Annotated in this window: 4 protein-coding genes; all 4 read left to right on the plus strand. The window is 69.0% G+C overall.

Annotation, left to right across the window (positions count from 1 at the left end; translation table 11 throughout):
* Positions 1-6: 6 nt before the first annotated feature.
* The 4 genes from ACJMK0_RS05280 (at position 7) to ACJMK0_RS05295 (ending at position 17411) form a co-directional block, all read left to right on the plus strand.
* Complete coding sequence (locus ACJMK0_RS05280) at positions 7-432, plus strand: hypothetical protein (RefSeq protein WP_405236201.1); 426 nt, start codon at positions 7-9, stop codon at positions 430-432.
* Positions 433-751: 319 nt separating this feature from the next.
* Positions 752-7405 carry a Calx-beta domain-containing protein gene (locus tag ACJMK0_RS05285; RefSeq protein ID WP_405236203.1) on the plus strand — a complete coding sequence of 2218 codons (6654 nt, stop codon included), beginning with the start codon at positions 752-754 and terminating at the stop codon, positions 7403-7405.
* Entirely contained in the window at positions 7405-10932 is a 3528-nt protein-coding gene (locus ACJMK0_RS05290) for a hypothetical protein (protein WP_405236205.1), read from the plus strand. The genes ACJMK0_RS05285 and ACJMK0_RS05290 overlap by 1 nt, the downstream gene beginning before the upstream one ends.
* Entirely contained in the window at positions 10932-17411 is a 6480-nt protein-coding gene (locus tag ACJMK0_RS05295; RefSeq protein WP_405236207.1) for a PKD domain-containing protein, read from the plus strand. The genes ACJMK0_RS05290 and ACJMK0_RS05295 overlap by 1 nt, the downstream gene beginning before the upstream one ends.
* Positions 17412-17414 lie beyond the last annotated feature (3 nt).

The following is a 17414-nucleotide window of genomic DNA, read 5'->3' on the forward strand; positions in this document are numbered from 1 at the left end:
CAGGCCATGTGGCTCAGACGGATCGGATCTTTCGTGCTCGCCGTGGCGGTGACCTACCTGCTCGCCGTGATCTCCGCCAGCCAGCACGTGGCCGCGAGCCTGGAGAGCATGGGTGCCGAAGTCGATCTCGGTACCCGGCTGGAGATGATCGTCCACGACCTCGGCGGCATGGCCACCTCGTTCCTGCCCATGCTGGTCATCGGCTTCGTCATCGCGTTCCTCGTGGCGGCGTTGCTGCTCCGGTGGCTGCCCCGCTACCGCTACCTGCTCTACAGCCTGGCGGGCGCCGCGGCGGTGGCCACTATTCACGTCGCCCTGCATGCGGCGTTCGACATCACACCCGTCGCCGTCGCCCGCAGCACCGGGGGCCTGCTGGTGCAGGCGCTGTGCGGCGCGGTAGGCGGCTACCTCTACGCCCGCACAACCAGGTAGGAGGGCCTTCAGGCCCGCTGATGTAGGAGGGGCTTTAGCCCCGATTCATTATCCAATCGGGGCTAAAGCCCCTCCTACGTGTCGTTACGTTAACTATCCCCGTGATTTCGCAAAAAATAGGTATGCTTGCCTGAAAAATTGGGTATGCGTGACGCACGCATGCCAGTTCAATTCTGCTAGCTTCACCACCGCTAAAGCAGAACGCCCGGTAAACGGGCGCCATAACGAACAAGAAAGGGTGGGCAATCGAGTGCTAGACGGGACGGCACTCCGGCACCTGACGAAAAATCGGGGCAGGGGAGCATCATTCGGACTGGGCGTGGTCGCGAGCCTCGTGCTCGCGGGCTGCGGGGGCAGCGGCGGAGACGACTACGAATTCCCCGAGCCGCCGCCGGAGCCGCCGGCGCCTGCGACCATCACCATCTCCGGCACGGTCCAGAAGGGCCTGTTCGACGACCTGGACGTCTCGGCCTTCGGTTTCGACGACGGCACCGGCGGGTTCACCGATCCGATAGCGGCCACCGTCACCGGCCAGGACTACTCGGTCGAGGTCCAGTCCGGCCAGCTCACGCTGCTCGAGGCCACGGGCTCTTTCACCAGCGAGTTCACGGGCGAGATCGTCGTTCTCGACGAGCCGCTCATGCTGCTGCTGGATACGGGCACCCAGGACATCGACGCCAACATCAACCTGGCGACGACGCTCTCCGCCGAGCTCGCCCTGCAGGAACTGACCACCACGGAGCTCTCCGCCGGCGACCTGATCGACCAGCAGGACGCGCTGGTGGGCGACGTGCTGGGCTTCCCCGAGGGCACCGATCCCTCCCAGCTCGACTTCAACGACATCACCGAGGAGTCCGACCTCACGGACCCGAACCTGGCGCTGCTCATCTATTCCGGCGGCGTGGTGCAGCAGCTGGAGAGCAACGAGCTGTACGCCGGCGGGTTCGGGGAACTGGTGGACGGCATCCTCGCCGCCGATTCGCTGGAAGACGCTCAGGCGGCCCTCGGCCCGCTCTCGGGCCTGTCCGCCGGTCTCGTTTATGACGCTGCCGTCGACAACTCCGGTTACACGCTGCCGCAGGATCTGTTCGGCGGCATCGACACCCAGATACTCACCTGCATCGCCGAAGGCACCTGTGAATGGGAGACCGCACCCGCCGCCTCCGTCTCCGTCAGCGGGGCGAGGGTCTGGGAAGCGAGCGGGCGTGCCCGCATCTCCGTGCGCCTGGGCGAGGCGGCCACCGAGGCCGTCATCGTGGACGTTACCATCGCCTCCGACACGGCGACCAGCGGCGAGGACTTCATCGGCACCGTCGAGCGCGTGACCATCCCGGCCGGCGACTCCATCGCGAATGTGGAGATCCCGTTGATCATCGACGCCCTCGCCGAGGGCACCGAGACCATCGCGGTGACCATCGCCTCGCAGACCGCTGCCTACCCGGTCTACCAGGGCAGTGCCAGCGTCTCGGTGCGTAACGGCGCGCCCTCCAGCCTGGACAACCAGGCCGCGGCGGATATCCAGGTGATGAGCTTCGAGCTCGCGCGCATCTGCAACCCGGCGCTCGGCCTGGGCGATGCGAGCTGTGCGGAGCTCACCGGGCAGGAGTCCGGGCTGGGCTTTGTCGAGGGCCGCGTGGCAGTGGGCGACACGCTCATCGACCTCGCCGCTGACTGTCCCGATCCGACGCTGTGCACACCCCAGGCGAGCGACTGGCGGGTGGACTTCTTCCTGGTGGCCGAGAGCAGCGTCGGCACCGAGGGCGAAGTGCCCCTCGGGCCGTACATCTACCGGCAGGAGTCGCTGCAGCTCGTGAGCGAGGCGGCGAAACCACGCACGCCGCTGGTCCGCCTCGACGACGCAGCACTCGCTACCCTAGCGGCGGATGCACAGGCCAACGGCTGGGACCTGTCGCTGCAGGCACGCATCGGCGCGGATCCGCAGGTGGCCGACGTCATCGCGCTGCCGTCGCTGATCACCGTGCCCGACACCGTGCTGGTGGGCGACACGGAGCTCGACATCGTGGTGGTGAGCGAGGTCAGCAACGGTGCCGACGCCGGCTGCGCCGAGAGCCAGTACGCCATCGACGCGAACTACGGCCAGGCCGGTTTCGGACAGCCGTTCACCAGCGGCCAGCTGTGCGTGGATTTCGACGCCGGCGCGGCGGATCCCGGCCCGGCGGTCATGGTCGAGGGACAGCTCGACGCCTTCGGCGGCACGGCACCGCCGGACAGCTCCGCGTTCTTCCTGCTGCCCGATGGCGTGTACTCGGTGCTCACGCTGGACAACACCAACGACGCGCTCAGGGACGAATCCAGCGTCTTCCCGGGGCTGTTCCTCCTGCCGTCGATCATCCCGGGCGGCACGTTCGTCAACGAACTGCACGCCGAGGGCTGGCCGTTTACCTTCCGGATCTCTCGCTTCTCGCTGACGCCGGCCGGGCTGGAGATCGGCTACAGCGGCATGCGCTACATCATGAACCCGGGCTACTCGAGCCAGGACCCGCGTGCCCGCGGCGGCATCGTTTCCAACGACGTCTGGTACAACGACGTCGCCACCAACACCGGCGCCCTGATTCTGGGGCCCGATGGTATCGACGGTGACGTCACCGTGCCCGGCGGTCCGGCGAGCGCAGGCCGCACCGCCTTCCCGAAGGCCCGAGCCGAGTGGCAGACGTTCACCCAGACTATCGACGGCAACGCCCTGCAGCCGGCCGCCATCGGCCTGACGTCCTTCGCGCTGGAGCAACGGACCTCCTGCAGCGGTCCGGACTGCGTGACGGGGCAGGCCGACGAGTTCGAGGTCACCGGCGCCTCGCTGCTGCTGGACGGCGACGGCTATCTGGTCGGCGACGTCAGCAACAACGGCAGTCACGCCGCGCCGCGCTTCGGGGCGCGCGCGGACGGCAGCCACGCCTGGTCCCGGCCGGACGACCTGACGCTGCAGCAGACGCTGAAGCTGGCGATGGCGGGTTACGTCATCCCCGACGACGGCGTGCCGCTGAGCGGCCACCTGCTGGCCCACCTGAACGAGCCGGGCGCGCCCGGCGACATCGAGAAGTACCCGGCCGGCAGCGACGCCTTCGTCGATGGCAATTATCATCCCGCCGGCCTCTCGATCGGGCCCGAGATCTATCGCGACGCCCAGGGCATCCCCCAGACCGGCGACGGCCAGGACGTGGGACTGCTCGGCACCGCGCTGCGGCTCGACAACGGCGTCGATCCTGCCTTCTCCCTCGACTCCGCCCCGGCGGTGAAATACGTCATCCGCAACGCGGGCATCACCGGCGTGTTCAACGTGCGCTCGGCGGGCCTCGGCGGTGCCGCGCCGCAGTTCTACGGCTACGACCTGGACCTGACGCGCTTCGCGGTGCGGGCCGTGGACAACGTGCTGGACGACTACACCTGGATCGACGGACGGCTGGCCCTGCAGGGTGATGCGGGCGGTCCGAGCGGCCTGGACATCCATTTCACCAACCTCGAAATCGACTGCAGCGCCCGTCTCGGCAACGTCGATCTGCTCTATGAGCGCTGCGAGGACGGCGTCGATAACAACTCCAACGGGTTTACCGACGAGAACTGCAGCCCGGTGCTCTACAGCTGGAAGACGCCCACCGACATCTTCGCCGCGGGCTTCGACGGAGGCAGCGTCGGCGAGGTCTGTGCCGTCGGCCGCCAGGACTTCTTCCTGCAGCACCAGATGAACTTCGCCGCGCTGGACAAGCCGGTGGCGTTCGACACCTTCTGGGATCCGACCGGGTCGCTTTCGGATCAGAGGAGCGGCGAGCTTGCCACCTATCGCTTCGATCGCAGCGACGAAGGACAGGGCTTCCCGGTGCGCACGAACGGTGCCGAACTCGGCGCCGCCTCGGTCGACGGAGACGGCTACGGCTGGTTGACGCTCGGCAACACCCAGGTGGGCGTGCCGTTCTGGAATTCCCTGGAGGCGGATTTGCGCATAGCCAACCAGCGTCGATTCTCCGAAGTAGCCGCCGAGCCGACGGTGGTGCTGCCCCAGGGCAAGCTCGCATCGCGCACACAGGCGCAACGCAATCGTGACCTGCTGGAGGAGGCGATACAGGACGGCGAAAACGACGACACGCTGAACCTGACCGCCCGCTACGAATGGGGCCGCACCGGCTTCGGCTTCCAGCTGCCGGTCTACTACCAGCCCTGGCAGCTCGACTCCGGCAACAGCGACGAGGATGCCCGCGGTCTACAGTCCCGCTTCCTCGGCCGTGATCTCACCTACGACCTGTTCGTGCTCGACGCCCGCGCGGGCATCAACTTCATCGAGCCGGACCGCACCAAGCTCAGCTTCGGCGCCAGCGCAGACTTCACGCGGCTTGAAGGCCTGAGCATCCAGATCGACATCACCGACCCGGACAGCGCTGCCGCGGTGGACCGCACGCTGGAGGATCTCGGCATCATCAACGGCCCGCTGCTGGAGCCGGCGCTGACCGATTTCCTCGACACCGTGAACGTGGTGAACCGGTACGCCGGCCGGGGCATGGACGAGCTGCTGCAGCGCGGCATCGAGGCTTCGCTGGAGGAGATCGGCGAGGCCACGGCGCCGCTGACGCCGAACAACCAGGACCCCTTCGTCACCGCCAGCGAACTGCTGGCGAAGGTGCAGGGCGTGCCGCAGCAGGCCATCGGCCTGATCCGTTCCGAGATAGAGCGTCCCCTCGCCAGCCGGCTGCTCGGGCTGGAGAACGAGATGCGCACCGAGCTTGCCGCGGCCGAGCAACTGATTCGTAACCTGCCCCAGGGATTGCAGGGCGAGCAGCTCGAGGCCGCGCTGGCCGACCTCGACGAACTCCGCGGTGTGCTGGACGAGGTCCGTGCCGCGGTGGCCGAGGTGGATGCCCGCGCCGGCGATGCCATCACCCAGGTGGAAGACCTGACCAACGAGGCGGCGGATCAGCTCGCCGCCCTGCGACAGGCCACCCTGGACGTGGATCTGGCCGTCTCCCAGGCCGTGACCTTCGCGGACCGCGCCTGCCGCGACGGCATCACGCCGGGCGGCGAGGGCAACGGCTACCTCGAGGACGTGGCGGTGCGCGTCTCCGCCGTGCGCGACGTGGCGGACGTCATCCGCAACACCAACCGGATCTTCGATGCCGCCGAGACGCTGGCGAAGAACGAGGACGTCAAGCGCCGGCTCGCCACTGCGCGACAGCGCATCCGCAATGCCACCGAGGAGCTGCTGGAGTTCGTTGGCGCCGCCGATCAGGCGGTGCGCGACGTGATCTGCCAGACGGATGATGCGCAGACCGTGCTGCTGCGCGTGTTCGATCTTACCCGGGACATCCGCAGCCGCATCGACCAGCTGGAGCCGACCCTCGCCGCGATCGCGCCGCCGCTGAATGCGCTGAAGGATGCGCGGCAGCTGCTGAGCGACCGCATCCTGACGCCCATCACGACGCTGGAGGAGACGCTGGAGGCCATCGGCGCCGAGGGCGACAACTTCAACGGTGACCAGCTCGTCGCGCTGATCGAGTGTTCGCTCTACAACGCCACCAATGCCGGCCCCCGCTGCTCGGGCCTGAACGGACCGCTGGACGTGCAGGGCGAGTTCGGCATCAACCGCATCGCAGTGGACGATCCGCAGAGCACCACGGATCGCGACCTCGCCGGGCTGGTGTTCGGCACCGCGCTCGGCGCCCTCGGCGCGGAGCTCGACGAGGCCCAGGGCATTCTCGTGTCCTGGACAGAGGATACGCTGCCCGGCGCCTATATGACGCCGGACGAGCTCCGGCGGCTGCTGGCGACAGAGATCATGCGCACCCAGCCGGTGCGCGATCTGCGCCTCGCCATGGACCGCCATTTCGCGGAGATCGGCACCTCGCTGAACGGCATCGTGCTGCAGTACACCGACCAACTGAACGAGGTCATCCGCGAGGCGCTCGCGAGCGTCACCGGCCCCGTGAACGACGCCCTGGCCGAGGCCACCGCAGTCGTGCGGGCCATACCGCTGCAGGCCGCCGAGGTCAACGGCTTCGCCACCATCGCGGGCAACGAGCTCGAGCGGGCGCACATCAGCGCCGGCTGGACGATGAGAGGCTCCGGCGACGGCGACAGCACCACCTTCGGGGCGGCGCTGGATGCCGAGAGCTGGTCGGCGCGCAACATCGATCCGGATCTCAATACGCCGACGGCCTGCGCCGTGGGCGAGAGCGAGAGCCTGCTCGACGTGAAGATCTCGGCCTACGGCCTGCCCATCAAGGTGCTGGCGGCGGATATCACGATCGAGAAGCTGTATCTCGGCTTCACGCTGGAAGGCAACGAGGACGGCCCGGGGCCGGCGCTGCTGCCCATCGGGGTGTTCGGCGGCATCAATACCATCGGCGAGATCGGCTTCAGTGACGCCATCGTCTTCGACCCGGGCTTCGCCGCCGGGCTCGGCGAGCTGCAGACCTACGTCGGCGCCACGGCCGGTGCCTCGTTCAGCGGCCTCACCGCCGACGTGGCCTTCCTCATCGGGCGCGTCTGTCCGGGCAATACGGTGCTGACGGACCTCGACCCCCAGGTGGAGAAGTTCCTGCCCTCGCTGCCCGCGAGCGGCTTCACCGGCGCGTACATGCGCGGCGGCGCCACCATTCCCATCATCCCGGGCGGCTGCGCGCTGAACGTCGGCGTCTCTGCGGACTTCGGCCAGTGGATATTCGTGGGTCAGCCGACCGTGCTCGGCGGCCTGGTCGGCGGCGGTGCCGTCGGCCAGGTGGCCTGCATCGCCGCCATCAAGGGCAAGGTCACCGTGGGCGGCAGCGTCAGCACCGACGGCGACCTGAAACTCACCGGCGAGGCGTGGGGCGTGGCCGGCGCCGGGTTCGACTGCGACCCGGGCACCTGGACCAGCGTGCCGCGCAGCCGCAGAGACTCCTGGTGCGGCACCGGTGACGTGCAATTCCGCGCCACCTTCGATAACGGCAACTGGCTGTTCGATCCGCCGTCGCCGAAGGCGATCTTCTGATGGGTAGCAGCATGCTCGATATCCGTAACTCGTTCGCCGCTGCCATCGCCGCGCTGCTCGCGGCCGCGGCGCTCTTCTCCGCAACGGCGGCACAGGCAGCCGAGAGCCAGTTCTACTTCCTCGGCCGGGTGGTCGTGAACGACGCGGTGCAGCCGGCACGCACCGAGGTCTACCTGCGCTGGGACGTGCTGGAGGGGCAGCTGCCGCCCGACGTCACCGCCTTCCGCGTGGTGCGTAACGGTACGGCCGTCGAGCCGGACTTCCCCGCGCTGACGGTGAAGCCGGTGCAGGAGATCGCGGCCCTCTACCAGGAGCCGGGTCAGACGCGTCGCAGGCTCGAGACCATCACCCGTCTCGCGGAACTCGCCAGCGATGCCGGCCGTCCGTTCTCCGCCAACCAGTTCGCCGGCGAGCTGCATGCGCTGATCGACCCGGCATCGGGTACTTTCAACCCGCTCTGGGCCATGCTCGGCTCGCGCACGGACTTCAACGTCGCGCGTGCCCGCAACCGCGCCTGGATAGACACCGCGCCGGCCGGGGCCGGCGGCGGCGATATCGCCGGTTACGAGCTGCTGGCCGTGAACGCGGCGGGCGCCACCGTGAAGGTGGGCGAAGTCCGGATCGACCTGACACAGGTGCAGCAGCCGCTCGGGGCCACGGAGTTCCGACAGATCCGCTATACGGACTATCGCTGCGACCTGCCGGAGTCCGGCAAGGACCATTTCACCGTAATGCTCGACTGGGCCGCCCCGGGAGCCGACGTCGTCACCGACCGCGTGGCCGCGCAGACCTATATCGCCGGTTTCGACATCTACCGCACGACCGAGAACCTCGACCCCTCCGTGGCGACCCCGCCGGCCCGCGACATCGCGGCGCTGGCGGCAGGCGCCGGGGTGGACAGCCGCGGCCGGCCGCAGATACCGGGTGTCGAGAAGGTCAACGTCTCGCTGATCGTGGATCCGGGCAAACGCGTCGTCGACCCGGACTGGCTGGCGGCCCGGGACCGGCTGCGCGAGGCCGGCGTCGACCTGCCGGACGTGCCCGAGGAGCAGGTGCCCGTCGAGCCCAAGTGGCTGGAGGCGCGTGACACGCTGGCCCGCGCGGGCGTGCGGCCGGGCGACCGCCGCGCCTACTATCTGGTGCCCCGTGATTTCACGGGCAGCTACGGCCCCACGGCCGCGACGATCGTGCAGGTGCCGTACCTGACCCGGCCGCCGGCGCCCTGGAACGTGCGCACCTTCCCGGACCGCACCAGCCCGGATCTAACCGGCGCCCCCGAGACGCTCGCGCTCACCTGGGACGAGGTGAATGTCGATACCTACGCCGACGCCTATACCGGCACGCGGCTGTTCTGCAACGTGATCGAGGCGACCACCACCGGCTTGCTGGAATATGCGCCGCTGGGCGGCAACTGTGCGGCGGGCCGGAACAACAGCGTACGGCTGGACGTGAACCGCTACCGCGTCTACCGCTTCACCGATTTCGACGTGGCCGGCCGCTTCCGCGACAGCGACGGCGACGGCGTCGAGGACAAGGCCGAGGTGCCGGACCTCGACGGCAACGGGCGCTATGACCTGTTCGAGCGCAGCCTCGGCAGCCAGTGCGACGCCACCCGGCAGCCGGACGGCGCGCCGAACTACCTGATCTGGCCGGCGACGAACAGCGGCGCCGAACTCTCGATTCCCCGCCTGTTCAATCCGAACGCCCGGCCCGTGGTGCGGCTGCGGGACCGCGTGCCTGCCTTCGTCGAGCGGGATTCCCAGGGCAACATCGTGCAGGACAACCGGGATGCCGTGTACTGGTACCGCATCGCCTCGGAGGCGGTCACGCCGGCTGCGCCGGTGGGACGGCTGAGCCACCTGAGTTCGCCCCAGCGCGGCATCTTCCCTGACCGGGATCCGCCGCCGCCGCCGCTGGTCGACGTGGAGAAGCCGGGAGAGGTCGTGCGCGGCTGCCGCGCCGAGACCGATCCGAACGCGGCCTGGAGCTTCGAGGAGGAGATCAGCAGCGACAAGGACGAGAAGGGCACGAGCTTCACGATCAGCTGTGCCTCGGGCTCTTACACTGCCTCCTCTCTCCTGTCGCCCAACACGAACCAGTGTCAGCAGATCGCGTCCCAGTGCGAGAACCAGGACGTGGTGATCGAGTTCCCGGCCACGGAGAAGACCGGCGGCGTGGCCTGCGATGTGGCGATTCCGGAGAACATCGACTTCTGTAAGACGGGCAGCGTCCGCCTCGTACCGGAACTCGTCGACGACCTGGTTCCCGCCGAGGCCGGCGACCTCGTGCCCGGCGGCGTGACGGTAACGGTGAACCAGCCCGACGACCCGACCAGCCGCACCTGCATTGCCCTGTTCGAGAACATGGACGGCACTTCCACCCGCGTCGGCAGCACCTGCGATCCGGGCGGACTCATCAACTATCGGCCCCGCGGCGGGCAGTTCTGCGGCTACGCCATCGCCAGCGACGAGAACAACAACATCTCGGCGGTGGTGCACATCCCGTGCACGCTGGCGCCGTCGAATCCGAAGCCGCCGGCGCCGCCGCAGATACTGACCTTCGCCGTCGACGACTCGCTGGCCCGCTTCACCTTCCGGCTGCCGGCCGAGGAGGTGGCGACGACGCTGGCGCGGCTGGACTACGAGCCGCCCGGCGGCGAGACCAGGCGCTCGGTCGAGAGTATCCCCGTAATGGCGGAGGAGCCGGGCGCCAGCGTGAGCTTCAACGTGCCCGTCGATCCCCGGCAGGGCAGCAGGGACCGTTTCTGCCTCAGCCTGCTCTCGGTAGGCCGCGATGACGGCAACGGCCGGGCGCGCACGTCGGACTGGACCACGGAGCGCTGCTTCACCCGCACGGCCGGCGGCGAGGACCTGCCCGAGTATCTGCCCTGGCCGCTGGTGACCGGTGTGCCCCAGGGAGAGCCGCTGGCGGCGGGTTTCATCACCGGCTTCCGCCAGCTGCAGCCTTTCCTCGCGCTGGAGCTCACGCAGACGCCCGCGCTGCTGCCGGCGCCGAACGGCATCCAGGATTTCCCCGACTGCCAGCTGCTGCGGCCGGGGCAGGGCAACGTCACCGACCCGGTGGTGCCCGATATCGCCGAGCGCAACTTCGATACCTACCAGTGCCTTTCCGGCGGGCTCGCGCGGAGCCGCTCGGCCATCGCCGAAGCACTGGATTTCATTCTGTACCGGCAGAGTCGGGTCCAGGGCAGTGCGGAGCCGCCCTCCGACTGGATCCAGATCTCGCCGCTGATCGACTACGTGCATTTCGACCGCGAGGTCATCGAGATCTCGGACCGCAACATCTCCATCTGGACGCTGAACGATCCGTACATCGAGCTGGTGGACAATAGCGATTTCACGGGTGCGGGTGTCGCCGTCTGGTTCGTCGATCGCTATCCGTTCCGCCTGTCGCGGGACAACGCGGGTGCCGAGCCCTACGAGTGGCGGTACCAGGCGGTGTACTTCGACGAGAACCAGGCGCCGGTGGAGTGGCGGGTCAGCGACTGGGTGGGAGGGGCCAACTGATGCGCAGGGCAAGGACCATCTCGCCGGCACCGGCCGCGGCTGCGCTGCTGCTGGCCGGTCTCTCGGGAATAGCAGGCGCCCAGGAGGCGGCGAGCCCGCTGTTCAACGGCGACACGGCCAACCTCTGGCTGGTGGACCCGCAGACGGGCCAGGTCACCGGCTACAGCGACGGCGCGTGGCTGAACCAGGTCACGAAGGATTACGCCAGCCTGCTCGGCATCGGCGTAGGCGACCCGGTCCTCATCAACACCCTGCCGTCGAGCACGGTTCCCATGACGTCCGGGCAGCCGGCGGTGTCGTTGATCGGCATCGGCGACGCCGCGCTCGTGCTCGGCGCCGGCGATGCGGGCGGCCACCGCGACCTCGTGATCAACCCGGCCGGCGGCGACTACACCGGCACCGTCGCCGTGACCATCGGTGTCAGCGCCGAACGGCTGGCTGCCGCCGACCACTCGCTCAGCTGGAGCGTCACCGACACGGCCACCACCACTGTCGTGCGCAGCGACACCGTGGCGATCGCGCAGAGCGACGAAGTCGTCGGCGAGAACGGCTACTACCAGGAGGTGCTCTACCTGGTGGATAACGGCAGCTTCTCGGTGCAGGCGCAGCTGAGCTCCGGCGGCAGCGTGGTCGCCACGGATCAGGCCACTTTCAACCTGGTCATCGACCCCTCCCAGCAGCGCCGCGACACCGACGGCGACGGCATACCCGACGCGGTCGAGATCGACATGGGCCTGAATCCGCTCGAGGACGACTGGACCGCCGATACCGACGGCGACGGCTGGAGCGAGTTCGACGAGTGGCTGCGCCGCTACTGCCTCGACCCGGCCACCGGCGCGCCGGTCACGGGCGACACCAGCTGCCTCGACGCAGCGGGACTGCCGCTGGACTCCGATGCGGACAACTGGTCGGACTTCGACGAGATCCTGCGCGGTACCAACCATCTCGACCCGGAACCACAGCTCGGCGAGCCGGTGACCGGCATCGATCTCGGCGACGGCTCGGGCGGCACTACGGGCGGCACCCCCAACGTCGATTACCAGTTGTTCGAGCCGGGCAGCCCCACCCGGGTTCAGGACGCGACGTTCTGCACGGACGGCGACATCTTCTACTTCGACCTGCGGTTCTTCGCCGAGGCCGACGACGTCGAGGGCTACGACATCGTCGTCGGCGTCGGCGCCGACGGCTTCCCCTTCCGTTCGGGCGAGGAAGCGATCCGCGTGAACTTCGGCGAGCAGACGCAGATCACCCGCCAGGAGCCCATCGTTCGCAGCTCGCCGAAGGACACCGGCGAATTCCCGCCAGACCGCTGGCTGGACGGGCCCATCGCCGATTTCAGCATCGAATCGATATCTGGCTCGAACTGGCGGATCTACGGCAGCGTACCGGTAGGTACCGAGCCGTTCGCTCCGGGTGACAGCGTCTCCACCTTCGCGCTGCGCGCGTTCGTCAGCGGCAATTCGAGCGGTGGCAACTACGTCGTCTCGGCCGATCCGGCCGATTGCACCGGCGAGGTGTCGGCTCCCGAACCGGATGGCACCCTGGCGACCGAATTCGACGAGCAGCAGCGTCTGCGCTTCAAGGACTTCCCCGCAGCCAGCCGGCTGTACGAGGTGGAGCGCACCGTGGCGCCGGGCGCCGGCAGCCTGGTGACGCCGCCGCCGGCCGCGGTGACCGCCGGCCAGCAGAGCGCGGGCGCGGCCGCCGCCGACCCCTACCCCGGCATCGTGGTGCAGAGTTTCACGGCGAGCGCCGATAACCTCGCCGGCGTCGACGTGGCGGTCACGGCTATGGCGGACGAGACCCGGACGCTCGACGACATCACGCTGAATGTCTGGCAGGGCTCGCTGCGCGACGGCGAGCTGCTGGTGTCGCGGACGCTGGAGGACGTGCCGATCGATCCGGGCACCGCGCTGCCGGTCAGTTTCCGCTTCGAGCCGGTGGCTCTGCAGCCGGGCCAGCCGGTGTACCTGGAGTTCCGCAAGAGCGCGGCCGCGCTGCAGACGACCGGCGCCGATACGCTGGCCGGAGGCGGCGTGGTGGAGATCGACGGCGCGGCGGTGGCGGGCGATACGGACCTCGTCTTCACGCTGTTCAACGACACCGCCTTCGCCAACGGCATCGGCGGCACCCGGCAGGGCATGCGCTGGTGGAACGTGGCGGCCGCGGACCTGGCAGGGCGCGTGGCCTTCGACGCCGCTACCCTGTTGCGGGACGACGAGATCACCGCTGCCGGGCTGACGGCGGATCAGATCGCGCCGCGCCGTCGCATGAGCGGCGTCGGTGCGGCCCTGGCAGCCGACGATCTGCCCGAGATGCGGCTGCCCGCCGGCGACAGCCTGGTGCTGGGCGCGGTGCACCGCTACGCGCCGCCGGCCGAAACGGCGTGGGAGCGGCCTCTCGGCTACAGCCGCGTCTACAAGCTGTGGCTGCCGCGGGAGTCCGACGTGACCCCGGTGGACATGCTCACGGAGCGGGGCGAGGGCACCTGGACGACGCCGGACGAGTGGCGCGCGGCATTCGTCGACTTCCTCGCCGTCCGGCTGGTGCTGCCCGCCACGCCGGTGCTGGACGAGGCCAGCACCCTCGAAGTCGCCGTGATCGAGTCCGCACTCAGCGAGGAGGCGCGGCTGGCCGGCGACGAGGACCTGCAGATCCTCACCCGCGTGTTCCAGCCGGGCCAGCCGGTGTACGAGTGGCTGCCCGCGGAGCCGGTGTTCGGCGGCCTGTCCGGCGAACCTTCGCCCTACGTGACCGAATGGGAGGATGCCCTCGGCGCACTCGGCGCGGACGACTTCACCCTGGACGACAGCCACGCCGAAGTGGTCGCGGCCCTGGCCACCGGCAATCCGCTGGCGACGCTGGGCGAGTGGCTGCGAGCGCGTTTCTACGCCGGCGTGCCCGGGACGCGCTCGGACGATTACATGGCGGCGCAGTTGCGCCGCAGTTTCGACGGCAGCTGCCTCATACGGGCGGAGCTCGTGCCCATCCTGCAGGCCGACGAGGCGGACTGGAATGCGTTCCTCGATCGCTGCCCGGTATGGTTTGACGAGGCGGAGCTGACGGCAAGGCTCGAGGCCGACCGGGAGCGCCGTTACCAGGTGCGGCTGAATCTGCTGCCCGGCGCCGCGCCCGAGATACAGGCGGACGCCACCCTGCTCGTCCGCGACAGCGATTCGGACGCCGACGGCTTCGTGAACATCGCCGAGGTGGGCGTGCCGGTGGACCGGCTGACCCTGCCCTGGGTGACGGACAGCGATGCCGACGGCGTGGCCGACGGCGCAGATCCCTGCCCGAATGACGCCTTCGACGAATGCAGCGACAACCCGGTGCTGCCGACGGTGACGGTGGAGGCCGACTTCGTCGTCTTCGAACCCGCCGGTCCGGGTGGCAGCGCGCTGGTCGCCGTGCAACTCAACCGCATGTACGACGAGGCGGTCACCGTCTGCTACGAGGCCTTCGTCGATGTGGCGGACACTGCCACGGCCGGCGAGGATTTCCAGGCCGTCACGGGCTGCGTGACCATCGAGCCCGGCCAGATGAGCGCGCTCATCGAGGTGCCGATATTCGCCGACGGCGTCGACGAGGGCGCCGAGTCGTTCTCCGTGCGCATCACCAGCGCCGACAACGCCACCGTGGCCGACGACGGGGTCGTGCTGGTCACGCTGAACGATACCGAGGCCTCCGCACTGCCGCCGGACGTGCTGCTGGCGAGCACTGCTCTCGTCGCCGACGAGCGCGAGCCGGTCACCCTGGACGCCTCCGGCAGTACCGACCCGAACGGCGAGACGCTCAGCTATTCCTGGGCGCAGATCGATACCGGCGCACCGACGGTACCGCTCCAGGGAGACAACACGAGCCAGGCCACGTTCACGGCGCCGGTCACCCTGCAGCCGCTGGACCTCGAGTTCGAGGTGGTGGTCACCAACCAGTCGGGCCTGGCGGATATCGGCCAGGTCACCGTCACGGTGAATCCGGTCAACGACCCGCCGTTCGTCGCGGCCGCGCCCTTCGCGCAGGTCGTTAGCGGTGACACCTTCGAGTGGACCTATGAGCAGCTGCTCGCCTTCGCCGAGGATCCGGACGAGGATATCCTCACGATCGGCGCGATCCTCCGCCAGCCCTCCATCGGCCGGGTCGAGGACACCGGCACGGGCTTCCTCTATTCGTCGACGACCGAGCCCGTGCTGGCGCTCGATCAGGTGAACGATGCGGGCGTCAGCGGCGGCATCGGCACGCCGGTGGTGCAGACCTTCGTGCCGCAGCAGACCAATCTCGCCGGCGTAGACGCCTATCTGAACGGGACGTCGGAGCTGACGGCGGACGTCACCCTCAACGTCTGGTTCGCGGGTGCCGTCGGTGTCGGCGAACCGCTGGCGACCGCGACCATCACGGATCACCCGCGCCTCACCGAGATCCCGTTCCGTTTCGATCCGATACCGGTCGTGCCGGGTCAGGCCTATGCGCTGGAGTTCCGTTTCTCCACGCTGCTGATCGGTACCACCGGCGACGGCTACGCCGATGGCGAGGTCGTGGGCCGCACCGGTTCGGACGTATTCTTCCGCACCTATTACGACGAGGCCTTCGTCCCGTCGGTGCCACTCGCGGACCAGGTGAGCGGGGGCACCATCAGCGGCGGCCTCGGCGATCCGGTGGTACAGACCTTCGTGCCGCAGCAGGCGTCGCTGACCGGCATCGACGCCTTCCTGAGTGGCACGGGCGCGTTCTCTTCCGACGTCACCGTCAACGTCTGGCCGCGGTCTGCGCTGCGGGTCGGTGAGCCGCTCGTCACCGCCACCCTGCCGGACGTGCCGCGCGGCACGTTAATGGAGTTCCGCTTCGGCGCGGTGCCCGTCGTCCCCGGCACCGAGTACGCCATGGAGTTCATCATCGCCGACGCGCTGGTCATGGGCGCCGTCGTGCCCGGACAGTATCCCGACGGCGCGGTCATCGAGGGCGGCGGTAACCTCTTCAATGGCGGCGTGGACCTGCTGTTCACCACCTATTACGACGCCGCTTTCACGCCTGCCAACCTGCTGGCCGGCCGTCTGTCCGATCCGCAGATCGTGAGCTGGGAGGTGTTCGCCGACGGCGGCCTGGTGGTCCTGTCCGAGACCGGCGCGGCCGAGGACTTCGCCGGCACCGATCGGGTGGTCGCCTATGACCTCTCGACGCGCACGCGCAGCCTGGTGCTCGAGGCCGCTGCCGAAGGCTTCAGCACGGTCCGCGGCGCGCCGGCCGCCTGGTTCCTCGCCGGCGGCGAGCTGTTCCGCTACGACCCGGCGGCGGCCGAGACGCTGATCTCCGTGGTGCCGCCGGAGAGCCTGGCGGGTGTGCTGATCACCGAAACGGCGGTCGACCCGCGCACCGGCGATCTGCACTACTGCGGCCCGGATCCGGCGGCCGGCGAGAACCGCTGGTACCGGGTGGACGCGGCCGACGGCACGGTCTCTGCGCCCTACGGCAGCTGCGCCGGCAGTGTGCCGATGCGAAGCGTCGTGGTGGACCAGCGCTACTGCGCGCTGCTCGGCGAGTTCGGGCTCTGGTGCACCGAGCCGGGCGGCAACGAGTTCACCACCGTGTTCACGAAGGCCGATTTCGGCGCCACCGCCACGGACGACACGCTGCTCGGCATCGAGCAGACCGGTGAGACGGCCCTGCTGTTCGCAAGCCTCGAGGAGGCCGGCGGCGAGCCGATCGGCTTCGCCACTTTCCTCATCGAGCCGAATGCCTTCGTGGTCGATCAGATCAGCGGCGAGACGCTGCTCGAGCCGGCCGCGCTGATCGAGACGCTGTCACCCATCGACGTGGCGCCCGAAACGGTGGTCATGCCGGACGGCCGGGTGGTCATGGTCGTCGCGCCGTCCGCACGGAAGGGGAACAACGGCGATCCGCTTTCCATGCTGACCTGGTCGGGCGATCCGGCGGACGGCACGGTGGCCGAGCTGAACATCGGCGTATTCCCGGCGTTGAGTAACCACATGGGTGCGCTGGATGTGATCGGCGGGCAGCTGTACTGGCAGGTGCAGGATCACGACACGAACGCGGAGCGCTTCGTCTATCGCGTGAATCCGGCGGCCGGCGCGGACCCGGCGCTGGAGCTCTACGCTACGGTGCCGGGCAGTTTCGACGGCCGCTGGCCCGTCGAGTTCTCGGAGAGCGCGCCCTACGAGTTCCTGGTTGCGGCACCCGATACCTTCGGCGCCTTCGTGAGCACGGCCACGTTCGGGATCTGCGACGTGTTGCTCGTGCCCTCGCTGGAAGTGGCCCAGGAGGGCGTCGGCTGCCGGCCGTTCGCGAGCGTGGAAGCCGGGGCACTGTACGAGGCCGAGGACGGCGACGGCGACCCGGCTCCGGACAGCCTCTATCTGTTCGGCCTGGGCAGCGCGACGACGGGTGCAACCTCGTTTGGCATCGAGGTGACAGACGGCGAGTTCGTGATCGAGCTGCCGGTGGAGATCGAGGTGGTGGCACCGTGATGA

The sequence above is a fragment of the Lentisalinibacter orientalis genome (genome assembly GCF_040706535.1).
GTDB lineage: Bacteria > Pseudomonadota > Gammaproteobacteria > Steroidobacterales > Woeseiaceae > Lentisalinibacter > Lentisalinibacter orientalis.